A 22,980-nucleotide genomic window follows, 5' to 3' on the forward strand; every position below is an offset into this window, starting at 1 on the left:
GAGCGGCTTCAGATCAGAACGCTACCGACGTCTGCACATACACCGTCCGCGGTTCCCCGACGTACTTGCCCTTGTTGTTGTCATCGAACGAGCGTGTGAAGTACTGGTGGTTGAAGATGTTTTTCACCCCCACCGCCACATTCAAATCCGACAACTTCGGCCCGAAGTCATACGCCGCGCGGCTGCTGAACAGCATGTAGCCAGGAATCGTGCCCGTGCTGCCGTCGGCACTTTCTTTCGACGTATTGGCGTTGTCGGCAAACTGGTCGCTCTGATAGCTGCTGTCCAGGTTCAACTTCCACGCGCCTTCGGTGTAACCGACGCCCACGGTGCCCTTGTGTTTTGAGGAGAACGGCACACGATTGCCCTTGTTCGGCCCGTCTTCGCGGATGGTCGCGTCCACATAGGCATAAGTGGCGTAGACATCGAAACCGGCCAATGCCGGGCTCACATCATCGAGTGCGTAGTTGACGCTGGTTTCGATGCCCTGATGGCGAGTCTCGCCCCGGGCGATCACCGAATCGTTGGTCTGATTACTTTCGTACTGATTGTCGAAGTTGATCAGGAACGCGCCGATTTCCGCGCGTAACGCACCGTTGTCGTAGCGGGTGCCCAGTTCCCAGGTGCGCGCCTTTTCCGGTTTGACTTCGCCGCTGGTCACGCGATTTGGCATCTGGCTGTATTGCACGCTGCCGAACGAGCCTTCGGTGTTGGCGTACAAGTTCCAGCTGTCGCTCAGGTGATAGAGCACGTTCAGCGCCGGCAGGGCGGTGTTGTAGTCGCCCTTGTATTTCTCGTTCGTCAGGTTGTTGGTCTGTTGCGATTCGATCATTTCGTAGCGGATGCCCGGCGTCACTGTCCATTTGCCGATGTCGATCCGGTCATCGACGAAGAACGCGTTGGCCTCGGTGCCGCCGCGCGTATCGCGGTCGTTGCGGCTGTTGGTGGTCGGGTATTGGTTGCTGGCAATCGGCGTGCGATAGCGCAGTTCGTGGCCGGCCTCGTTGATGTAGCGATAGCCGACACCGACTTCATGGCTGGTCGGGCCGACATCAAAACCCTGGGCGAAGCGGGTTTCCAGACCACGTACCCAGTATTCGCGCGGTGACAGCGACAGGAACGTGCCCTGATCCAGATAGCCGCTGCGCAGGGTTTTGGTGAAGAAGGTGTTGGCGGTGAATTCGCGGCGATCTTCCTGGTAGCGATAGCCGAAGTTGAACATCGTCCGGCGACCCCAGAACTGATCTTTCGGGCGGGTCGACTGGTACGGGTCGGCATCATAATTGGCGACGTTCAGGCCACCGGGCATGTCGGCCTTGCCTTCGTAATACTGGGCCATGGCGTTGAAGCTGTTGGCGCCGTCGAGCTGGTATTTGCCTTTGAGAATCAGGTCGTCGATCTCGGTGTCGCTGTGTTCACGCCAGTCGCCACCGCGTGTGCCGGAATACAACAACGCGCCGCCCAGGCCATTGTCGCCAGTGCCGCCGGCCAGCAGGTTGCCGGTGGTCTTGAAACCGTCGTGGCTGGAGGAGGGGCTGGTTTCGGTCTGGAAACCGCCTTTCACTGTGGGCTCATCGGGAATCGCGCGGGTCACGAAGTTGACCACGCCGCCGACGTTTTGCGGGCCGTAACGCACCGCGCCGCCGCCGCGCACCACGTCGACCGCGTCCATGTTGCCCATGCTGATCGGCGCGAACGACAACTGTGGCTGACCGTAAGGCGCGAAGGGCACCGGGATGCCATCCATCAACACCGTCGAGCGCGACGCCAGGCGCGGATTGAGACCACGAATCCCGAAGTTCAGCGCCATGTCATGGCTGCCGGTGCCGTTGTTGTCCGGCGCGTTGACGCCGGGGATGCGGTTGAGCACGTCCCTGGCCTGGGTTGCGCCCTGGCGTTCGAATTCCTCGCGGCGGATCACGTCACGCGCGCCGGGATGCTCGAAGACGTTGATTTGCTGCGCATCGCCGAGCCAGTCGCCGACCACTTTCGATGTGTCCAGCTCCAGCGCAGCATTGCCCACCGGTTGCAGGCTGAACGCATTGTTGCCTTCGGCGCGGGCCTGCAGGCCGGTGCCTTCGAGCAAGGCGTTCAAGCCCTGTTCGGCGGTGTAGTTGCCCTCCAGGCCACGACTCTGCACACCGCTGGTGACTTGCGAACCAAACGAAATCAACACGCCGGCTTCACGGCCGAACTGGTTGAGGGCGTTTTCCAGCGACGATGGCGCGATGTGGTACGGCTTGGCGTCGTCTGCGTGGACGAGTGGCAACGCGCCGAAGCTCAGGCTGGCGCCCAGCAAGAGTTGGCGCAAGGTGCGGGCCAGCGGGGTGAGGCGGGTGGGGTGCATGGAGGACGATCCTGAGAAGGTGGAATCAAGGTGGCTTTCCTTCTCTGTCACGCCAGATCTGAAAAACGGCTCACGTTTAACGAATATTTTTTATGACCCTGTAGGAGTGAGCCTGCTCGCGATAGCGGTGGATCAGTCAATACAAGTGTCTACAGATCCACCGCTATCGCGAGCAGGCTCACTCCTACAGGGGGTTGTGTTTCAGGCTTTGGCCTCGACGGTTACCCAATACCGCGTAAAGCGCTTCACCTTCACCGGCAAACTGATTTCCAGCAGATCCAGAATCCGCTCGCTGTCGTCCAGTGGATAAGTCCCGGATATCAACAAGTCCGCAACTTTCGCATCGCAGTTCAACTGCCCGCGACGATAGCGGCCAAGTTCCTCAAGGAAATCGCCAAGGCGCATGTGCGCAGCCACCAGCATGCCGTCGGCCCAGGCACCGCTGTTGGCATCCAGAGGCACGGTGTTGCCGATTCCGCGAGCATCAAAACTCAACTGCCGGGCGCTTTGCAGTACCCAGGGTGAACCGCCATCTGGCGTCAATTCAACACGGCCTTCAAACACCGCGACCTGGGTGCGATCCGCAAACTGCCGAACGTTCAGGCGCGCCCCTTCGGTTTTCAACAAGCCTTGTGCCGTGCGCACTTGAAACGCTTTGGACGCCGTCAGCAGCATCTCGCCTTCAAGCAAACGGATCAGCCGTTGCTGACCCTCGACCTGCACATCCGCCGAACTCGCGGTGTTGAGTTGCAATTGGCTGCCGTCTGCGAGCGCGATCTTGCGCCGCTGGCCAATGGGGCTGCGGTAGTCGGCCAGCAACGGTGGCAGCAGGTTGTGCTCGCGCATGCCCCAGGTGACGGCCGAACCGGCACCAAGAATCAGCAACAACTTCAGCGCCTGACGCCGGCTGCTGGACGTCGGTGCATTCAGGGCCGCATGCGCCAGCGGCGAAGACAAACCACGCAGGCGCTGGTTGACCCGCTGAATATGCTCCCACGCCCGTTGATGCTCGCTGTGCGCATCGAGCCATTGCTGCCAGGCGTTTTGCTGGCGCAGACTCAATGGTCCTTGCTGCATTTTCATCAACCACTGCACCGCCTGCTCGGCGACTTGCGGTGAAAAATCCGGGGTGCCGTTCATAGGGCGAAGTAGCAGCGCATCGCCGCTTTATTCAGGTGCCGCTTGACCGTGGCGATGGAAATTCCCAGCTCGGCGGCGATCTGTGGATACGTCAGGCCATCGACCTGGGCCAGCAGAAATGCGCGCTTGACCAGGCGCGGCAAACCGTCGAGCAACTGGTCCAGTTCCATCAGGGTTTGCAGGATGATCGCCCGTTCTTCTTCCGACGGCGCGACCCTTTCCGGCATCTGCGCCAAGGCATCGAGGTAGGCGCGCTCCAGATCCTGACGGCGGTAGTGGTTAAACAGCACGCGTTTGGCGAGGGTGGTGAGGAAGGCTCGCGGCTCGATGATCTGCGGCGTGTCTCGTGCGGTCAGCACCCGCATGAACGTGTCCTGGGCCAGATCCGCCGCGCTGTCCGGGCAGCCGAGCTTGCGCCGCAACCAACCGGTGAGCCAGTTGTGATGGGCGTGATAAAGGACTTCGACGGTGTGGGCTGGCTGCAACGGTAACTCCGAGCGCGGTTTAATGCGTTAGAGAACAAGAATTGTTCGCATTGTAGAGGCGCGAACCCGCTCCGGCAATCGGCGCTGATCGTATCTCTTTTGCGTATGAGAATATTTATCATTAATATTGCAGCCCTGGCCTCGTGATTTTCCCCTGGCCTCACCGGTTTCAAGGTCGAAACATGAAAGTAATCCCCGTGTCCTACCGATTGGCTGTCACCTCCCGGGTGCTGGCCGCCGTGCTGGGCGGCTACATCGTTGCGGCGCTGGCCAGTGTCAGCCTGACGCTGTTGGTACCCATGGCCCGCGCCGATGCCGTGGTGACCGGGATGATGACTTCGTTTCTGGCCTACCTCGGCGCGGTGATCTGGTGCTTCGCCTGCCGCAGCGCATGGCGGGCCTGGCTCGGGTTGATCGTGCCAAGCCTGGTGCTTGCGGCGATTTCGGGCCTCGCGTACTGGATGGGCCGCTCATGAAAGAGGGCTTTCGTCAGGCCATGGCCTGGTTGCACACCTGGGCCGGGTTGATCTTCGGCTGGTTGCTGTTTGCGATTTTCCTCACCGGCACACTCGCGTATTTCAAGGACGAGATCAGCCACTGGATGCAGCCGGAAATCCCTGCGCGTTCGGTGACCTCCGAAGCCAGCCTGACCGTGGCGCAAAACTACCTTCAGCAACACGCCGGCGGCGCCTCGCGCTGGCTCATCGACCTGCCCGATGCCCGCGAACCCGGCCTGTCGGTACGCTGGCAGCAAACCCCGGCCAAACGTGGCGAACGCGGCCAGTTCACAGAAAAACTCCTCGACCCGCAAACCGGCGCCGAAGTGCAGGGCCGGGCAACCACCGGCGGCGAGTTTTTCTACCGCTTCCACTTTCAGCTGCAAATGCCCTATCCGTGGGGCCGCTGGTTGTCGACCATCGCCGCCATGGTGATGTTCGTCGCGCTGATCAGCGGGATCATCACCCACAAGAAAATCTTCAAGGACTTCTTCACCTTCCGCCCGCGCAAGGGCCAGCGTTCCTGGCTCGACGGGCACAATGCGGTGGGTGTGCTGGTGCTGCCGTTTCACCTGATGATCACCTACAGCAGCCTGGTGATTTTCATGTCGATGGTGATGCCGGCGAGCATTCTTGCCGCGTACAACGGTGATGCGCGGGCGTTTTACGATGAGGTGTTCCCGGCTTCCACGGCACCGGAACGTGCGGACAAACCAGCGCAGTTGGCGCCGTTGGCACCGCTGCTGGAAAAGGCGCGCGAGCAGTGGTCGGGTGGGCGCGTCGGGCGGCTGACGGTGAACAATCCGGGCGATGCGAATGCCTCGGTGGTGCTCGTGCGTGACGGTGCCGACCGTGTAGTCCACGACTTCGGCAGCGCGGTGACCTTCAACGGCGTGACCGGGCAATTGCTCGGCACGACCCCGGAGCAATCGCTGCCGAGGGCGATTGCCGGCAGTTTCTATGGTTTGCACATGGGCCATTTCGCCGGCCCGGTGCTGCGCTGGTTGTACTTCATTTGCGGGTTGGCCGGCACGGCGATGATCGGCACCGGGCTGGTGATCTGGCTCGGCAAGCGTCAGCTCAAACACGCGAAAAGTGCGGTGATGCCGTTCGAACTGCGACTGGTGGAAGTGCTGAATATCGCCAGCATGTCCGGGTTGATGGTGGCGGTGGCGGCGTTCTTTTGGGCCAATCGGGTGTTGCCGGTCGACATGGCCGGACGTGCGGATTGGGAAGTGAACAGCTTCTTCATCGTCTGGGGTTTGAGTGTGCTGCATGCCATGGTCCGCCGGGGCCGCACGGCGTGGATCGAGCAATTGGCACTGGTGGCATTGCTGTTTGGCGCGATGCCGCTGCTGAACGCCATGACCACGCCGTATCATTTGGGCGTGACGTTGGCGCAGGGCGATTGGGCGATGGCCGGTTTCGATCTGACGTGCCTGGGCAGTGGTGTGTTTTTCGCCTGGGCTGCGTGGAAAATGCAGCGTTCGGGACAGGCCAGGATCGTCATCCGGCAGCGTGCACAACCGATCACCCTTGAGCGAGAGGCGAACTGAATGTTGCTGTCGCTGTTGCTCTGTTACGGCGGTTTCACCGCACTGTGTTTATCGATGGACCGGCATCATGCCGAACTGTTGGGCGGCAAGCCGACGACCCGTCGTCGCCGGTTATTGAAACTGGGTGGCTGGCTGTTGCTGGTCTTGTCTCTGTGGGCGGCGGTGTCTTCGACTGGCTGGGGACTTGGCCTGGTGGAATGGTGTGCGGTGTTGATGCTCAGCGCGTTGCTGCTGGTGCTGTTGATGCCGTATCGCCCGCGCCTGGCGCTGTCGATAGCTGCTTTGAGCCTGCTCGTCAGCCCCGTTGCCGCGTTTGCGCAGTACTGACCCGATGATGACTAGCCCTCCCGATTCCCATGACAACGAACCTCGCGGAGCACGTGCGCATTTCCTGCAAGTGTTCTTGTCCCAGCGTTCGCAGATGGAAGCGCTGGTGAACCGTCGCGTCGGCTGTCGGGCAACGGCGGCGGACCTGGTGCAGGATTTGTTTTTGCGCTTCTGGCGTCGGCCGCTGGTGCAGGTCGAAGAGCTCAGCACCTACCTGTTGCGTTGCGCGGGTAACATTGCCATCGACCACTTGCGCAGCGAAGGCACGCGGGTGCGGGTCACTGAAGGCTGGCAACCGGATCTACCGGACAGCCACGGCAGCGAGCCGCAAGCCGCGCTGGAGGCCGGCAACGATTTGCGCCATGTCGAAGCGGCGTTGCGTGCGTTGCCCGAGCGCACGCGGCAGATCTTTTTGCTCAATCGCATCCATGGCCGCAAATACGCCGAGATCGCCAAGGCCATGGGTTTGTCCCAAAGCGCCGTGGAAAAACATATGATGCGCGCCCTCGAAGCCTGCAAGGCCAGCCTGCGGGACCCCGAACCGCGCACGCCAGGGAAAGCACCGTGAATCACATCGAACGCGTCATCCCGACACCCGCTCAGGAACAGGCCGCTTTCGCCTGGCTGAGTCTGTTACATGACCAGCCGAGCAGCGGTGATCAGGCCACCTTCAGCCATTGGCTGCAGGCCGATCCCGCGCATGCCGAGGCCTATGCCCAGGCGCAAGTGGTGTGGGAATTGAGCGAAGGTCCGGCGCGGACGTTGGCCAACGAAGACGCGTTTGCCTTGCAGGGTTACCTCAATGCGATGAATCGCTCGCGGCGCAGCAGCGTTCGGCGCTGGTCCGGAGCGTTGGCAATGGCGGCGTGCCTGTTGTTGATGGTCAGCCTCGGTTCAGGCTGGCAGCCGATGCGCTGGGTGGATGATCTGGGTGCTGACTATGTGTCGGCACCGGGGGAAGTTCGCACCGTCACGTTGGCGGATCAATCCCAGGTCACGCTGGATGCCGACAGCGCCATCGCGGTGGATTTCAGTCGCGGTGAGCGTCACGTGCAGTTGCGTCGCGGCGCCGGATTTTTCAGCGTGACGCACACCGGCGAACCGTTTGTGGTTGAGGCTGAAAAGGGCCAGGCGCGGGTGCTGGGGACGCAGTTTGAAGTGAGTTTGCAACCACACGGCGCGCAAGTGACGGTGTTGTCCGGCCGGGTCGGCGTGACGGCGGACAAGCATGCCGAGCAGCAGGTTCTGACCGCCGGCCAGCAAGTGGCTTACGGCGACGGTACGGCGGAAAAACTGCATGCGGTGGACAGCGAAGCGCAGTTGGCGTGGCGTCAGGGCTGGCTCAATTACTACAAGGCGCCACTGGCCGACGTGGTGCAGGATTTGCGACGTTACTACCCGGGGCGGATTGTGCTGCTCAACGACGAGCTGGCGGCGCGGCGGGTCAGTGGCAGTTTTCCGAGCAAGGATCCGCAGGCGGTGTTGAGTTCGTTGCAGGGGGTGATGGGGTTTGAGCAGCATGCTGTGGGGCATTTGATTATTTTGCGTTGAGGCGTCCGGCCTCTTCGCGGGCAAGCCTCGCTCCTACAGGTTTCACGATCCCTGTAGGAGCGAGGCTTGCCCGCGAAGGCGTCAAATCAAACACCCCATCACTCAAATAAAAATATTTTCAAAATCTTGGTGAGGTAAACCCAAGCCCCATCCGTGTAGTGACTGAAACTGCGAGTCATTCGCATCCGTAGCGGTTCTACACAGGTCATGAGCAATGAAGTCCAGGGCAAAATCGGGTTCGGTCAAACAGTGGTTGGGTGCTTCGGCGCTGAGCATTTCGGCATTGGCATTGCTGCCATTGAGCGTGGCATTGGCCGCTGAAGCGGGCTCGACGCAGCAGCGCACGCAGTTCAGCTTCGCGATGGCCGCCAAACCGCTGCCCCAGGCCCTGAGCGACTTCAGCCGGATCACCGGCATCAGCGTGGTCTACACCGATGAAGCGCCGTACGGCATGACCGCGCCAGCGGTCAGCGGGCAGATGAGCGCCGAACAGGCGATCCAGCGTTTGCTCAGCGGTTCGGGTTTGACCTTCCGTCGTACCGATGCGCACACCATGGCGCTGGAACCGCAGCCCACCGAAGGCGCCTTGAACCTCGGCGCCACCACCATCACTTCGGTGATGGATCAATCCATGAGCTACCAGCCGCCGCCGACCAGTTCGGTGATGCGCTCCTCGGCCTTGCTCCAGGAAATCCCCCAGACCGTCAACGTCATCCCGGCCCAGGTCATTCGCGATCAGGCGCCGCGCAACCTCGATGATGCGCTGGCCAACGTGAGCGGCATCACCCAGGGCAACACGCTGGGCAGCACCCAGGATTCGGTGATGACCCGCGGCTTCGGCGACAACCGCAACGGCTCGATCATGCGCGACGGCATGCCGGTGGTGCAGGGCCGTGGCCTCAACGCCACAGTCGATCGGGTCGAAGTGCTCAAGGGCCCGGCTTCGTTGCTCTACGGCATCCAGGACCCGGGCGGCGTGGTCAACATGGTCAGCAAGAAACCTGAGCTGGAACAGTACAACGCGTTGACCGTGCGTGGCTCGACGTACGGCGACGGCAAAAACGGCAGCGGCGGCAGCTTCGACAGCACCGGCGCACTCGGTGATTCCGGGCTGGCCTACCGCATGGTGCTGGACCACGAAGACGAAGATTACTGGCGCAATTTCGGCACCCACCGCGAAACCCTGGTGGCGCCGTCCCTGGCCTGGTTCGGTGAAAGCACCAAGCTGTTGTTCGCCTACGAACACCGTGAATTCCTCACCCCGTTCGACCGTGGCACGCTGATCGACCCACGTGACAACCATCCGCTGGACATCTCCCGCGAGCGTCGCCTGGACGAGCCGTTCAACAACATGGAAGGGCGCTCGGACCTCTATCACTTCGAGGCCGACCACGAGCTCAACGACAACTGGAAAGCGCACTTTGGCTACAGCTGGAACCGTGAAACCTACGACGCCAGCCAAGTGCGCGTTACCGCCATCGACACCAAAAAAGGCACGCTGACCCGCAGCATGGACGGCACGCAAAACGCGATCAGCACCGACCGCTTCACCACGGCCAGCCTCGAAGGCAAAGTGAATGCGCTGGGCATGCAACATGACCTGGTGTTCGGCGTCGATGACGAGTACCGCAAGATCTACCGCGAAGACCTGATCCGCCAGAAAAGCCTGACCACCTTCAGCTACCTCAACCCGGTCTATGGCCGTGAAGTCGCCGGCACCACCGTCAGCCCGGCGGACAGCGCGCAGACCGATCTGCTGCGCAGCGATTCGCTGTTTCTGCAGGACTCGATCCACCTCACCGACCAGTGGATTCTGGTGGCCGGCGGCCGTTTCCAGGAGTACGACCAGTACGCCGGCAAAGGCGTGCCGTTCAAGGCCAACACCGACAGCAACGGCCAGAAATGGGTGCCGCGTGCCGGCCTTGTCTACAAGTACACCGACGCGTTGTCGTTCTACGGCAGCTACACCGAATCGTTCAAACCGAACTCGACCATCGCCCCGTTGAGCGGCAGCAGTACCGTGCTCGACGGCAGCATCGCGCCGGAAGAAGCCAAGTCCTGGGAAGTCGGCGCCAAGCTGGATATTCCGGGGCGTGTGACGGGTAACGTCGCCCTGTTCGACATCAAGAAACGCAACGTGCTGGTGGCCAACGCCGAAGGTCCGGTGACCCTTTACAGCGCCGCCGGCGAAGTGCGTTCCCGTGGGCTGGAAGTGGATCTGAGCGGTCAGCTCAGCGATCGCTGGAGCATGATCGGCAGCTATGCCTACACCGATGCCGAAGTCACCGAAGATCCGGACTACAAAGGCAAAAAACTGCAAAACGTGGCGAAGAACACCGGCTCGCTGTCGGCGGTCTATGACTTCGGCACCATTGTTGGTGGCGATCAATTGCGGGTCGGCGCGGGCGCGCGGTATGTCGGTGAGCGGGCGGGTAACGCGGTGAACGATTTTGATCTGCCGAGCTACACCGTGGCCGATGCATTCGCCACCTACGACACCAAGGTCGAGGGGCAGAAGGTCAAGTTCCAGCTCAACGTGAAAAACCTGTTTGACCGCACTTACTACACCTCGGCGGCGAGCCGGTTCTTTGTGTCGATGGGGGATTCGCGGCAGGTGTCGTTGTCCAGCACCTTGGAGTTCTGACGGTAGACCGCGTCATCGTTCATCGCCGGCAAGCCAGCTCCTACAGGAATCGTGTCGAGCCCAATTTTCGCGATCAACACACATCCCTGTAGGAGCGAGGCTTGCCCGCGAAGGCGGCTTCCGGGTCAGCGCAAAAACGCCTGCCGATACTCGCCAGGCGTCCCACCGAGAACCTGCCGAAACCGATTGGTGAAATGACTCGCACTGGCAAACCCGCACGCCAATGCAATCTCCCCCAACGGCTGCGATGTCGAACGCAACAACTCCCGCGCCCGGCTCAGCCGCCTTGCCAGCACATACTGATGCGGCGGCAAACCAAAGCTCTCTCGAAACATCCGCGCAAAGTGATACTCCGACAGCGCACACAACCCCGCCAACTGCCCGAGGCTGATGGCTTCGGCCAACTGATTGTCGATGAACTCGACCAGCTGTCGCCGCTGGTGCGCCGCCAATCCGCCCTTGAGCCGCAAGCCGTCGCGCATCCCGACCTGGCCGAGCAACACGTGGCTGAGCATTTCATGGGCCAGGCTGCTGGTCAGCAGGCGTTCGCCGGGTTCATCCCAGTTGAGCGTGAGCATCTGGCGAAAGCGCCGGGCTTGCTGCGGGTCGTCGAGAAAAGTCCCTTCGCGCAACTGCAATTCGCGAGGTTCGCGGTCCAGCAGCGTGACGCAACCGAGGGCGAATTGTTCAGGGCTGAAATACAGATGGGCCAGGCGAATGTCGCCATTGATCACCCAGCCTGACTGATGGTCGGCCGGCAGAATGCACAGTTTGTCCGGACCGCCCTTGGTGCCGGGCTGGTCGCGGCGAAAAGTGCCGGTGCCGCCCGCGATGTAACAGGACAAGGTGTGATGGCTCGGCGCTTCGTAGTCCTGGGCGTCGTGATGGTTGCTCCACAAGGCTGCAGCCATGCCGTCACCGAGCTCGGCGCTGTGCTCGAGGCGAGCATTGGGCGAGCGGTTGAGGGCTTGAAAGACTTGCAGTGATTCCAGTGCGGGCATGAGCGGTTCTCTCCAACGCTTTGCATCCTACTCCGTAGACGTTGGCCTGCCAGCCTCTGCGCCGACAAAAGCGCAAGTTTATGCAAGTGCGAAAAAGTTTGGCGCAGGACACTGGGCACCTATTGAGGAGCCTTCGCCATGAACCTTTCGCTGTATTTGCTGACCGTGCTGATCTGGGGCACCACCTGGATTGCCTTGAAATGGCAACTGGGCGTGGTGGCCATTCCGGCGTCGATCGTCTATCGCTTCGGCCTCGCCGCGCTGGTGCTGTTCGTGATGCTGTTGCTCAGCCGTAAGCTGCAAGTGATGAACCGTCGCGGGCACCTGATCTGCCTGGCGCAGGGCCTGTGCCTGTTTTGCATCAACTTCATGTGCTTCCTGACGGCCAGCCAATGGATCCCCAGTGGCCTGGTAGCCGTGGTGTTTTCCACTGCCACGCTGTGGAATGCCCTGAATGCGCGGGTGTTCTTCGGCCAGAGAATCGCCCGCAACGTCCTGTTGGGTGGCGCGCTCGGTTTGTTCGGGCTGGGTTTGCTGTTCTGGCCGGAGCTGGCCGGCCACACCGCCAGCCCGGAAACCTTGCTGGGCCTGGGCCTGGCCTTGTTGGGCACGCTGTGCTTCTCGGCGGGCAACATGCTGTCTAGCCTGCAACAGAAGGCCGGGCTCAAGCCGCTGACAACCAATGCCTGGGGCATGGCCTATGGCGCGGCGATGCTGTCGGTGTGGTGCCTGGTCAAAGGCATTCCGTTCGAGATGGAATGGAATGCGCGTTACATCGGCTCGCTCCTGTACCTGGTCATTCCGGGTTCGGTGATCGGCTTCACCGCCTACCTGACGCTGGTCGGGCGCATGGGCCCGGAGCGCGCAGCCTATTGCACGGTGCTGTTCCCGGTGGTGGCGCTCAATGTGTCGGCGTTTGCCGAAGGCTACCAATGGACCGCGCCGGCGCTGATGGGCCTGGTGTTGGTGATGCTGGGCAACGTGCTGGTGTTTCGCAAACCCAAGGCACCGATGGTGCAGGGGAGCGGCAAGCTGGCTTGAAGATGTTACGGATCGGGTGCGTGTGCACTCAGCGCTCGATCCGGATGGCCACATAGATCATTAACGGCATGATGAAATCAACGATATGTCGGGCCCAGTCTTTATAGTTCCACTGTTGTGATTCATCCATGTTGAACCATTCGACACCCACCACCTGAAAACACACGTAGTAGATAAATACGGCAATCAGTAAGCCAATCAGTGCATATTTCTTTGCCTCATGAAACTTTTTGGCGCTGGTGTTTATATTTTTGAATAGTTGGTAAGTACCCATCATGCAAAAAGCGGTGAAGAGGACTTCGAGTGTAATGATCAGCCAGTAAATCCTGTGATGGGCCATGGGTGAGTTAATGGCGCGATAACTGTACTTCTCGCCCTCGCGGGTGGTGTCCATGCTGAGGATGTGGGCGATGTATTCGTAGTTGGTAGGGTAGTCGGTGAAGTTGCTAAACAGTATTAAAAAACCAAAGAAGCTTATAAACAGCATCAGTGTGGCTTTGCTGATTCTAATTGTTTGATCGGTCGTCAAGTGGTTCAAGGTAATAGTTCTCCAGAACGGGTTCCCGTCAGGGCGGGTAAGTAATGAGAGTCTATAGCGAAGTGTATTTGTTGAGGGGTGGACTAAATTACAAGTTGTGTATTTGTTGTCTTGTAACGTGTGAGGCTTAGTTGTAAACGGGCAGGCGCTTTAATCGCCTGCCCGTTTTTTTTCAGCCTTTCCAGACTTGCGGGTTCACCAGGTCCTGCGGTCGTTCACCCAACAAGGCGCTGCGCAGGTTGGCCAAGGCGCGATTGGCCATCGCTTCACGGGTTTCATGGGTGGCGGAGCCGATGTGCGGCAAAGTCACTGCGTTTTTCAATTGGAACAGCGGCGATTCGGCCAGCGGTTCTTTCTCGTAGACATCCAGCCCGGCGCCACGGATCTGGTTGTTTTGCAGCGCTTCGATCAGCGCGGGCTCGTCCACCACCGGGCCGCGGGCGATGTTGATCAGAATCGCGTCCGACTTCATCAGCGCCAGTTCACGGCGGCTGATCAGGTGTTTGGTCTTTTCGCTGAGCGGCACTACCAGGCAAACGAAATCGGCTTCGGCCAGCAACTCATCGAGGCTACGGAACTGCGCACCGAGCTCTTGCTCAAGTGCAGTTTTGCGGCTGTTGCCACTGTAGATAATCGGCATGTTGAAACCGAGCCGACCGCGCCGGGCGATGGCAGCGCCGATGTTACCCATGCCGACGATGCCCAGGGTCTTGCCATAGACATCGGTGCCGAACAGCGGGGCGCCGACGGTGGCTTGCCATTGACCTGCCTTGGTCCAGGCATCGAGTTCGGCGACGCGGCGGGCGCTGCTCATGATCAGGGAGAAGGCCAGGTCGGCGGTGCTTTCGGTCAGCACATCCGGCGTGTTGGTCAGCATGATCCCGCGCTCGTTGAAATACACGACGTCGTAGTTGTCGTAACCCACCGAGACGCTGGACACCACCTCCAGGCTGCTCGCGTTCTCCAGTTGTGCGCGACCGAGCTTGCGACCCACGCCAATCAAACCGTGGGCATGGGGCAGGGCCTCGTTGAATTGGGCGTTGATGTCGCCTTTTTTCGGGTCAGGCACGATGACGTCGAAATCCTGCTGGAGGCGTTCGATCATGGCGGGAGTGACGCGGCTGAAAGCGAGGACGGTCTTTTTCATGGGAGGCGGGCTCGTCGGGCGTGGAGAATGCCAAGCACGCTAACATTCTTCCGCGCTTTTGTGCGAGTGCCCGGATGGTTCGGATGCACGCATTTCCCCCCTGTTGGATGGGTGATGCGCAAAAGGTACTTCGTACACGAATTTGTAGGAGCCGGCTTGCTGGCGATCCAGGCATCTCGGTCTGCCTGATGCACCGCGTCGCATGGATCGCCAGCAAGCCGGCTCCTACAGGTGATGGGTGATGCGCAAAGGGTGCTTCGTACTCGAACTTGTAGGAGCTGGCTTGCCGGCGATGGCGGTGGGTCAGGCACACCGTGTTGTAGCGATCGCCAGCAAGCCGGCTCCTACAGATTGCGGGTGACGGCCTAATCCTGCGGGTCGATGTTATCCAGCGCGCGGTTGACGGCCAGTTCACCGAGCATGATGACTTGTTGAATGCCTAGCAGGGTGTTGCGGTGGGGGCCGTCGAGAAATCCGGCGAGGTCGCTGGCCATGACGCTGGCCGAGGCGAGGGATTCGCTGGCGTGGACCAAGAGGGTTTCGGTGTTGATGTCGGGGACGACGGTGAATAGATGGCTTGGGGTGTGAGGCGGGATCAAGGCTTTCAGGGTGAATGAGTTTTGGGGGGAGGTGATATCCGCATCTGGCGGATTGGGTGAGGGCTTTTTCATGAGGGTGTCGCTCCATGCTGGGATTAAGGAGCTGCCAATTTCGTTTCCAGGCGAAAGGTGGCAGCTGTGCGCAGGCTGGAAAACCGGTCAATCCCACCAAAACCCGGCAGACCCGAAGGTCTCCCGCGCACAGCCGCCATAACATTGCGGGCAGAAAAAAGCGCCGCAGTATGACATGTGCAGAGGAGGGATTAATCAGGTTTCCAGGCCCGACCGCTGATTCGTCAGCGACTTCAGAGCCTATCCATTTAACGTCTTACCCGACAACCGACAGAACGCGTCAGAACCATCCTAGGACACCACGCTTTTTGTAGGAGCGAGCCTGCTCGCGAAAAACCTGAGAACACCGCGGGGTATCTGGATCACAGCGTTATCGTTCACGACCATCGCGAGCAGGCTCGCTCCTACAGTAATTGGTGGTCAGTTTGCCAATCGCGCCCCACCCAGGCTCCCGCTCAACTCATACGCCGCCAGTTCCGCCTGATGCGCCGCCAATATCTCCGGCAACGACCCGCGCAAATACTCGACCCAGGTTTTGATCTTCGCATCCAGATACTGCCGCGATGGATAGATCGCATACAGATTCAGTTCCTGCGAGCGGTAGTTCGGCATCACCCGCACCAGCGTGCCGTTGCGCAAGCCTTCGATCGCCGCATACACCGGCAACACGCCGACGCCCATGCCGCTGATGATCGCGGTTTTCATCGCATCGGCGGAGTTCACCAGAAACGGCGAGCTGTTGATGGTGACCATTTCCTGGCCTTCCGGGCCGTCGAAATTCCATTTTTCCAACGGAATCACAGGGCTCACCAGGCGCAGGCACGCATGGTTCAGCAAATCGCTGGGCTTGTGTGCGCAGCCGTTGGCTTTCACGTAGGCCGGGGAGGCGCAAACGATGCTGTAGGTGATGCCCAGGCGCTGGGAGACGAAGCCCGAGTCCGGTAGTTCGCTGGCAAGGACGATGGACACGTCGTAACCCTCGTCGAGCAAGTCCGGCACACGGTTGGCCATGGTCAGGTCGAAGGTCACGTCGGGATGGGTCTTGCGGTAGCGGGCGATGGCGTCGATCACGAAGTGCTGACCGATGCCGGTCATGGTGTGCACCTTGAGTTGCCCGGCCGGGCGCGCGTGGGCATCGCTGGCCTCGGCTTCGGCCTCTTCGACGTAAGCCAGGATCTGCTCGCAGCGCAACAGATAACGCTTGCCGGCCTCGGTCAGGGCGATGCGACGAGTGGTGCGGTTGAGCAGGCGGGTTTGCAGGTGGGCTTCCAGGTTGGAGACCGCGCGCGAGACGTTGGCCGTGGTGGTGTCGAGTTGCACGGCGGCGGCGGTGAAGCTGCCGGCCTCGGCCACGTAGCTGAAGGCGCGCATGTTTTGCAAAGTGTCCATGGGGTGCTCTCGGGTGCGATGGCAAATTGTGACACGAAGTTTCAGAGTCTGAGACCCCGACCAAGGGATTATCGCGTTAACGGTAACAAAGATTCACAGGAATCCCAGCTTATCGCCATCAAACCCGCCCCCTAGAATTACCCGGACTTGTAGGAGCCGGCTTGCCGGCGATGGCATCACCGCGGTCTGTCAGATAGACCGCGACGATGCCATCGCCGGCAAGCCGGCTCCTACAACCGCCTCTCATTCAGGAATTTTCAGCAGTGCCGCGTCGCATCAGCAGAGCGCTTCAGACGCTCAGTGTTTTGGCTTTAACCCTGGCAATCAGCGGCTGCATCGGAACCGCAGGTATTGCCCCGCAGGGCAAGGCACTGGAGGCCAATTCACTGGCCACCGACGACGCCATCCAGAGCGCCGCGCAGGACGCTCACTGGCCCACCGCACAATGGTGGCAGGCGTATGGCGACCCGCAACTGAACCGCTGGATCGACCTCGCTCTGCAAGGCAGCCCGACCATGGCCATGGCGGCGGCGCGGGTGCGTCAGGCCAAATCCATGGCGGGCATCGCCGAGTCTGCCGAGTCGCTGCAGATCAATGGCGGGTCCACCCTCAAGCGCCACAACTGGCCCACCGATCAGTTCTACGGGCCGGGCGAGCTGGCCAACGCGACGACGTGGGACAACAACGCCGCGCTGGGCTTCAGCTACGCCCTCGACCTCTGGGGCCGTGAAAGCAACGCCACCGAGCGCGCCGTCGACATGGCGCACATGAGCGCCGCCGAAGCGCGTCTGGCCCAGCTCGAACTGCAGAACAACATCGTTCGCGCCTACATCGAACTGTCGCTGCATTACGCGCAACGGGACATCGTCGCCGCGACCCTGCAACAACAGCAGCAAATTCTCGACCTCGCGCAGAAACGCCTGAGCGGCGGCATCGGCACCCACTTCGAAGTCAGTCAGGCTGAAACGCCGCTGCCGGAAACCCACCGCCAGCTCGATGCGCTGGACGAAGAAATCGCCCTCAGCCGCAACCAGCTTGCCGCACTCGCAGGCAAAGGCCCGGGCGACGGTGCACAGTTACAGCGACCGACGTTGGCATTGGGCACAGCGCTGAATCTGCCATCGTCGCTGCCGGCGCAATTGCTCGGCCAGCGTCCCGACGTGGTCGCCAGCCGCTGGCAAGTGGCGGCTCAGGCGCGGGGCATCGATGTGGCTCACGCGGGTTTTTACCCCAACGTCGATCTGGTCGGCAGCCTCGGCTACATGGCCACCGGCGGTGGTGCGCTGGAGTTTTTGACCGGCAAGAAACTCAACTACAGCGTCGGCCCGGCGATCACGTTGCCGATCTTCGACGGTGGCCGGTTGCGCGCCGAGTTGGGGGAAGCCTCGGCCGGTTATGACATCGCCGTGGCCAAGTACAACCAGACGCTGGTCAATGCGCTGAAAAACATCTCCGACCAGTTGATCCGCCGCGAATCCATGGACAAGCAGCAAACCTTCGCCGCCGAATCCGTGGCCACCGCGCAGAAGACTTACGACATCGCGATGATCGCTTATCAACGCGGGCTCACCGATTACCTCAACGTGCTCAATGCCCAGACCTTGCTGTTCAAACAGCAGCAGGTTCAGCAACAGGTTCAGGCCGCGCGGCTGAGTGCTCACGCCGAATTGGTGACGGCGCTCGGTGGTGGACTTGGTGCGGGTAATGACGTGCCGAATGCTGAGAAAACCCAGCCCCCGAAAACCCCGGTTCTTTTGCGTTGAACACAAAACCTGTAGGAGTGAGCCTGCTCGCGATGAGGGAGTGTCAGCCAATGATGATGTCGCCTGACACACCGCTATCGCGAGCAGGCTCGCTCCCACAGGTTCTGTGTGTTAACCGAATCTCACTGAGCAGGATTTCATGACTCCCTTGCCCGCACCGCTGCGCTGGCTGTATTCCCTTGAATGGCGCCGTGGTTTCTTTGACTGGGCACGCAGCGACGGCGTGACCTGGGTCTACATTTTCAAGGTGTTGTTCGCCGCGTTCCTGACCCTGTGGCTGGCCATGCGTCTGGAATTGCCGCAACCGCGCACGGCGATGATCACCGTGTTCATTGTCATGCAGCCGCAAAGCGGCCAGGTGTTCGCCAAGAGTTTTTATCGTTTCCTTGGCACGCTGACCGGGTCGGCGGTGATGGTCGCGCTGATTGCCTTGTTCGCACAGAACACCGAGTTGTTCCTCGGTTCGCTGGCGATCTGGGTCGGCATCTGCTCGGCCGGTGCGGCGCGTTCTCGCAACTTCCGCGCCTACGGTTTTGTGCTGGCCGGGTACACCGCCGCGATGGTCGGCTTGCCGGCCCTGGCGCACCCGGAGGGCGCGTTCATGGCAGCGGTTTGGCGCGTGCTGGAAATCTCGTTGGGGATTCTCTGCGCCACGCTGGTCAGCGCAGCCATCCTGCCGCAAACCGCCAGCGCGGCGATGCGCAACGCCTTGTATCAGCGCTTTGTTGTGTTCGCCTTGTTTGTCACCGATGGCTTGCGCGGTCGCAGCAAACGGGACGCTTTTGAAGCGAGCAACGTGCGCTTCATCGCCGAGGCGGTCGGCCTGGAAGGGCTGCGCAGCGTCACCGTGTTCGAAGACCCGCACATGCGTCGGCGCAACGGTCGGCTCAGTCGCTTGAACAGCGAGTTCATGGGCATCACCACCCGGTTCAATGCCCTGCACCAACTGCTCGAACGCTTGCGCAGCAGTGACGCCGATCATGTGGTCGCGGCAATCAAGCCGGGCTTGCAGGACCTCGCGGAAGTGCTCGACGGTTTCAGTGGTCGCGCGTTGACCAGCCCTGACGCCGCACGTTTGGTGATTGCGCTGAGTGCCTACAAGGAAGCGCTGCCGGCGCGTGTCCGCAGCCTGCGCGCGACGTTTCAGGAGAGCGAGCCAAGCGACGCCGAGCAGCTCGATTTCCATACCGCGTATGAGTTGCTCTATCGCTTCGTCGACGACCTGCACGGTTATGCACAGACCCACGCGTCCCTGGCTGATCACAGTCATGAACGGGAGCAGTGGGACGAGCCTTTCACCCCACAAACCAACTGGATGGCGTCCGCCGCTTCGGGGATTCGCGCGGCGTTTATTCTGGTGGTGTTGGGCAGTTATTGGGTCGCCACCGCGTGGCCGAGCGGGGCGATGATGACCCTGATTGCCGCCGCCACCGTGGGCCTTTCGGCGGCAACGCCGAACCCGAAACGCATGGCATTCCAGATGGCCTGCGGCACATTCCTGGGTGCGCTGATCGGCTTCGTCGAGATGTTTTTCATCTTCCCGTGGATCGATGGTTTTCCGTTGCTGTGCGTGATGCTCGCGCCGGTGATCGTGCTCGGTTCGTTCCTGACCTCGCGCCCGCAATACGCCGGTGTCGGCCTCGGTTTGCTGATCTTTTTCAGCACCGGTTCGGTGCCGGACAACCTCACCATCTACAACCCTTACACCTTCATCAACGACTACATCGCCATGGTGCTCGGCATGCTGGTATGCGCCGCTGCGGGGGCGATCATCCTGCCGCCGAACAGTCGCTGGTTATGGCGCCGGTTGGAGCAGGACCTGCGCGGGCAAGTGGTGTATGCGATCAGCGGCAAACTGAAGGGCCTGGCGTCGAGTTTCGAAAGCCGCACGCGGGACTTGCTGCACCAGGCTTATGGCCTCGCCGCCGGTCAGCCGCAGGTGCAACGGGACTTGCTGCGCTGGATGTTCGTGGTGCTGGAAGTCGGTCACGCGATCATCGAGTTGCGCAAGGAACAGGCGATTTTGCCGGTGCACCCGGCGTACGCCGAATCGCAGCCGTGGCGCCAGGCCATCCGTGTGATGGGCCGTTCGCTGGTGCGGCTGTTTCTGCAACCGGGCCAGAGCAATCTGCAGCGCTGCCTGATCGCGGTCGATCATGCGATCAGCCGCGTGCAAGCCACCGACGAGCCCTTCGCGCCGCACTTCGACACCTCGGCGTTGCGCCGGGTGAAGAGCTACCTGCATTTCATCCGCACCTCATTACTCGACCCGCAATCACCGCTTGCCGCCTACGCAATGACCACGCCCCAAGGACTTGAACATGCCTCGTGAAATCGCCTTCCACGGCGTGTACATGCCAACCATGACGCTGATGTTTTTCATCGCCGCGGTGCTGGCCTGGGCGCTGGACCGGTTCCTGTCCGGGTTCGATCTGTACCGTTTTTTCTGGCACCCGGCGCTGCTGCGCCTGAGTTTGTTTACCTGTCTGTTTGGTGCTTTGGCGCTGACTGTCTACCACTGACTCTCTATCTCTGAAGAAGGCTCTGATGAAAAAGCTTTTCAGCCTGCTCGCCACTCTGCTGGTGCTGGCCCTCGCGCTATGGATTGGCCGAACCCTGTGGGTGCATTACATGAACACGCCGTGGACCCGCGACGGCCGGGTGCGCGCCGACATCATCAACGTCGCCGCCGACGTCACCGGTGAAGTGGTGGAAGTGCCGGTGCGCGACAACCAACAGGTGAAGAAGGGCGATCTGCTGATGCGCATCGACCCCGAGCACTACCGCATCGCGGTCAAACAGGCGCAGGCACTGGTGGCTTCACGCAAGTCGACGTGGGAGATGCGCAAGGTCAACGCCCATCGCCGCGCCGACATGGATGCCTTGGTGATCTCTAGGGAAAACCGCGACGACGCCAGCAATATCGCAGACTCGGCCCTCGCCGATTACCAGCACGCGCAAGCGCAACTGGAAGCCGCCGAACTGAACCTCAAACGCACCGAAGTGCGCGCGGCGGTGGACGGTTACGTGACCAACCTCAACGTGCATCCCGGCGACTACGCACGCATCGGCGAAGCGAAAATGGCCGTGGTCGATATGAACTCGTTCTGGGTCTATGGCTTCTTCGAAGAAACCAAACTGCCGCACGTGCGAGTGGGCGATAAGGCCGACATGCAGCTGATGAGCGGCGAAGTGCTCAAGGGGCATGTGGAGAGTATTTCTCGCGGGATCTACGACCGCGATAACCCGGAAAGCCGTGAGCTGATTGCGGACGTGAACCCGACGTTCAACTGGGTGCGCCTGGCACAGCGAGTGCCGGTGCGGATTCACATTGATGAAGTGCCGGAAGGGGTGTTGTTGGCGGCGGGGATTACGTGCACGGTGGTCGTTAACTAACTTTTAGACCGAGTCGCGCCCATCGCGAGCAGGCTCACTCCCACAGTAGATTGGCGGTGTTGCACGAATCAGCGTTCGAACGCGGTCAATGTGGGAGTGAGCCTGCTCGCGATGCAGGCGCCTCGGTCTTACAGTTCACTCCTTGCAAAACGTCTCATGCAAATGCCGCCAAACCACCTTGCCACCGGCCTGCTTCTCAAACACCACCGTCGAACGCCGGTCCGTCTGCTGGCCGGTCGCATCGGTCTGCTGCTCGCGATAACTCACGGTCGCACCGTTGTCGGACAGCGCAATGCCACGCAACTCGCTGAGCTCAATCCTGAACCCGAGCTTCTTCCCGCCCGCCATCCGGAACAACTCGCCAAGCGCGTCGAAATCCAGCACCCGGCCCAACGGCGAGACCATGGAAAACTGCGGTGAAAAACGGGCGAGCAATTGTTCAAGTTCGGTGGCGTTTCGTTCTTCGGCCAGCCATTGCTCGATGGCGACGTGGGCCTGGATCACTTCGTCGAAGTATTCGGTGTAGTCGGTCATTTTACTTCCTGAAGATTTTGCAGAGGCTGTTCTGACGCTTTCGCGGGCAAGCCTCGCTCCTACAAGGCTCGCGCAATACCTGTAGGAGCGAGGCTTGCCCGCGAAGAACGATAACTCGGTCTCAAAGCTGCCCGCGCAACCCGAACCGCTTCATCAACCCCGACTCCAGCAACCCTTTGGGCAGCAACCCCGCCAACAACGGCAACGCCCGGCTGCCATTGCCCAAGCGAATCAGTCGCGGCGGTTTGTCCTGCTGCACCGCCTTGAGCAAACCGACGGCAAACTCACTGGCCGGCGTCGGGTTGTCCTGGGACGCCTTGGCCCGCGCACGAATGCCTTCGCGCAGCGGAAACCACGGTGACTGTTCGCTGATCAACTGTTCCGCCTCGGCCCCGGCATTCTTGGCAAAACTGGACGCAATGGCGCCCGGTTGCACCTCCATCACCCGCACGCCAAACGGTGCGAGTTCCATGCGCAGTGCATCGCTCAAGGCATGCACTGCGGCTTTCGAGGCGCAGTAAGCACCGGCAAATGGCGTGACCAGAACCCCGGAAACGCTGCCGATGTTTACCACTATCCCTTTGGCCCGGCGCAGCACCGGGAAGAGCGCGCGTGTCACACCGACAATCGCAAACACATTGGTTTCAAACTGCCGCTGCATGGCCGGCACACCACCGTCGAGCAGCGGCCCCATGGCGCCATAACCGGCGTTGTTGATCAGCACATCGAGGCCGCCATGTTGCTGGTTGATCTGCCCGGCCAACGCTTCAAGTGCCACGCCATCGTTGACGTCCAGTTGCACGGCGGTGAAACCGGCCGCCGTCAACGCGGCGACGTCTTCAGCCTTGCGGGCGCTGGCCCAGACTTTATAACCGGCACCTTTAAAGGCATCCGCCAGAGCGCGGCCAATGCCGCTGGAACAACCGGTAATCAACGCAACGGGCATGGCGCGG

21 protein-coding genes are annotated in these 22,980 nt (G+C 61.0%); 11 read left to right on the forward strand and 10 right to left on the reverse strand.

Annotated elements, in window-relative coordinates; translation table 11 throughout:
* Window positions 1–13: 13 nt before the first annotated feature.
* The 3 genes from fecA to KGB24_RS13225 form a co-directional block, all read right to left on the reverse strand.
* The gene (gene fecA, locus KGB24_RS13215; protein WP_223415069.1) at window positions 14–2,347 is read right to left on the reverse strand and encodes a TonB-dependent Fe(3+) dicitrate receptor FecA; all 2,334 of its coding nucleotides are present in this window, start codon (window positions 2,345–2,347) and stop codon (window positions 14–16) included.
* A 201-nt stretch (window positions 2,348–2,548) separates the two neighbouring features.
* Window positions 2,549–3,487, reverse strand: coding sequence for a FecR domain-containing protein (locus KGB24_RS13220; protein WP_223413687.1), 939 nt, complete (start codon window positions 3,485–3,487; stop codon window positions 2,549–2,551).
* Entirely contained in the window at window positions 3,484–3,972 is a 489-nt protein-coding gene (locus KGB24_RS13225) for a sigma-70 family RNA polymerase sigma factor (RefSeq protein ID WP_192227764.1), read from the reverse strand. The genes KGB24_RS13220 and KGB24_RS13225 overlap by 4 nt, the downstream gene beginning before the upstream one ends.
* A gap of 182 nt (window positions 3,973–4,154) precedes the next feature.
* Between KGB24_RS13225 and KGB24_RS13230 the strand changes: the two genes are divergently transcribed.
* The 6 genes from KGB24_RS13230 to KGB24_RS13255 all read left to right on the forward strand — a co-directional run bounded on the left by KGB24_RS13230 (window position 4,155) and on the right by KGB24_RS13255 (window position 10,547).
* Window positions 4,155–4,448: a DUF3649 domain-containing protein gene (locus KGB24_RS13230; protein WP_223413688.1), complete on the forward strand. Its 294-nt coding sequence runs from the start codon at window positions 4,155–4,157 to the stop codon at window positions 4,446–4,448.
* Window positions 4,445–6,025 carry a PepSY-associated TM helix domain-containing protein gene (locus KGB24_RS13235; protein WP_223413690.1) on the forward strand — a complete coding sequence of 527 codons (1,581 nt, stop codon included), beginning with the start codon at window positions 4,445–4,447 and terminating at the stop codon, window positions 6,023–6,025. The genes KGB24_RS13230 and KGB24_RS13235 overlap by 4 nt, the downstream gene beginning before the upstream one ends.
* The gene (locus KGB24_RS13240) at window positions 6,026–6,352 is read left to right on the forward strand and encodes a DUF3325 domain-containing protein (protein ID WP_223413692.1); all 327 of its coding nucleotides are present in this window, start codon (window positions 6,026–6,028) and stop codon (window positions 6,350–6,352) included.
* A 4-nt stretch (window positions 6,353–6,356) separates the two neighbouring features.
* Window positions 6,357–6,920 (forward strand): RNA polymerase sigma factor, encoded by a 564-nt coding sequence (locus KGB24_RS13245; RefSeq protein WP_223413693.1) that lies wholly within the window; start codon window positions 6,357–6,359, stop codon window positions 6,918–6,920.
* A complete protein-coding gene (locus KGB24_RS13250) occupies window positions 6,917–7,903 on the forward strand; it encodes a FecR family protein (RefSeq protein ID WP_223413694.1) in 987 nt (328 codons plus the stop codon). The genes KGB24_RS13245 and KGB24_RS13250 overlap by 4 nt, the downstream gene beginning before the upstream one ends.
* Window positions 7,904–8,117: 214 nt before the next feature.
* Complete coding sequence (locus tag KGB24_RS13255; protein ID WP_223413695.1) at window positions 8,118–10,547, forward strand: TonB-dependent siderophore receptor; 2,430 nt, start codon at window positions 8,118–8,120, stop codon at window positions 10,545–10,547.
* A gap of 125 nt (window positions 10,548–10,672) precedes the next feature.
* Here KGB24_RS13255 and KGB24_RS13260 read toward each other — a convergent pair whose 3' ends face one another.
* Window positions 10,673–11,548 (reverse strand): helix-turn-helix domain-containing protein, encoded by an 876-nt coding sequence (locus tag KGB24_RS13260; protein WP_008025337.1) that lies wholly within the window; start codon window positions 11,546–11,548, stop codon window positions 10,673–10,675.
* Between the two features lie 138 nt (window positions 11,549–11,686).
* Here KGB24_RS13260 and KGB24_RS13265 point away from each other — a divergent pair, with 138 nt between their 5' ends.
* The gene (locus KGB24_RS13265) at window positions 11,687–12,589 is read left to right on the forward strand and encodes a DMT family transporter (RefSeq protein WP_223413696.1); all 903 of its coding nucleotides are present in this window, start codon (window positions 11,687–11,689) and stop codon (window positions 12,587–12,589) included.
* Window positions 12,590–12,617: 28 nt separating this feature from the next.
* Here the strand turns inward: KGB24_RS13265 and KGB24_RS13270 are convergent, their stop codons facing one another.
* From KGB24_RS13270 to KGB24_RS13285, 4 genes are all read right to left on the reverse strand, one after another.
* The gene (locus KGB24_RS13270) at window positions 12,618–13,127 is read right to left on the reverse strand and encodes a DUF2165 family protein (protein ID WP_223413697.1); all 510 of its coding nucleotides are present in this window, start codon (window positions 13,125–13,127) and stop codon (window positions 12,618–12,620) included.
* Between the two features lie 172 nt (window positions 13,128–13,299).
* Window positions 13,300–14,274 carry a 2-hydroxyacid dehydrogenase gene (locus tag KGB24_RS13275; protein WP_223413698.1) on the reverse strand — a complete coding sequence of 325 codons (975 nt, stop codon included), beginning with the start codon at window positions 14,272–14,274 and terminating at the stop codon, window positions 13,300–13,302.
* Window positions 14,275–14,639: 365 nt separating this feature from the next.
* Window positions 14,640–14,945, reverse strand: a complete 306-nt coding sequence (locus KGB24_RS13280) for a DUF6124 family protein (protein WP_192417328.1) — start codon at window positions 14,943–14,945, stop codon at window positions 14,640–14,642.
* Window positions 14,946–15,365: 420 nt separating this feature from the next.
* Window positions 15,366–16,334, reverse strand: a complete 969-nt coding sequence (locus tag KGB24_RS13285; RefSeq protein WP_008025343.1) for a LysR family transcriptional regulator — start codon at window positions 16,332–16,334, stop codon at window positions 15,366–15,368.
* A 263-nt stretch (window positions 16,335–16,597) separates the two neighbouring features.
* Here KGB24_RS13285 and KGB24_RS13290 point away from each other — a divergent pair, with 263 nt between their 5' ends.
* The 4 genes from KGB24_RS13290 (at window position 16,598) to KGB24_RS13305 (ending at window position 21,493) form a co-directional block, all read left to right on the forward strand.
* On the forward strand, window positions 16,598–18,097 hold the full coding sequence (locus tag KGB24_RS13290) for an efflux transporter outer membrane subunit (protein ID WP_223413604.1): 1,500 nt from the start codon (window positions 16,598–16,600) through the stop codon (window positions 18,095–18,097).
* 139 nt (window positions 18,098–18,236) lie between these two features.
* On the forward strand, window positions 18,237–20,429 hold the full coding sequence (locus KGB24_RS13295; protein ID WP_223413603.1) for an FUSC family protein: 2,193 nt from the start codon (window positions 18,237–18,239) through the stop codon (window positions 20,427–20,429).
* Window positions 20,419–20,619 carry a DUF1656 domain-containing protein gene (locus KGB24_RS13300; RefSeq protein WP_008025348.1) on the forward strand — a complete coding sequence of 67 codons (201 nt, stop codon included), beginning with the start codon at window positions 20,419–20,421 and terminating at the stop codon, window positions 20,617–20,619. The genes KGB24_RS13295 and KGB24_RS13300 overlap by 11 nt, the downstream gene beginning before the upstream one ends.
* 25 nt (window positions 20,620–20,644) lie before the next feature.
* Window positions 20,645–21,493, forward strand: a complete 849-nt coding sequence (locus KGB24_RS13305) for an HlyD family secretion protein (protein ID WP_223413602.1) — start codon at window positions 20,645–20,647, stop codon at window positions 21,491–21,493.
* Window positions 21,494–21,628: 135 nt separating this feature from the next.
* On the opposite strand, the gene KGB24_RS13310 is transcribed toward KGB24_RS13305, so the two are convergent.
* Window positions 21,629–22,027 carry a DUF4440 domain-containing protein gene (locus tag KGB24_RS13310; protein ID WP_223413601.1) on the reverse strand — a complete coding sequence of 133 codons (399 nt, stop codon included), beginning with the start codon at window positions 22,025–22,027 and terminating at the stop codon, window positions 21,629–21,631.
* Window positions 22,028–22,148: 121 nt separating this feature from the next.
* Window positions 22,149–22,973, reverse strand: a complete 825-nt coding sequence (locus tag KGB24_RS13315; protein WP_223413600.1) for an SDR family oxidoreductase — start codon at window positions 22,971–22,973, stop codon at window positions 22,149–22,151.
* Window positions 22,974–22,980 lie beyond the last annotated feature (7 nt).

The sequence above is a fragment of the Pseudomonas sp. BF-RE-25 genome, assembly GCF_019956105.1.
Taxonomy (GTDB): Bacteria; Pseudomonadota; Gammaproteobacteria; order Pseudomonadales; family Pseudomonadaceae; genus Aquipseudomonas; species Aquipseudomonas migulae.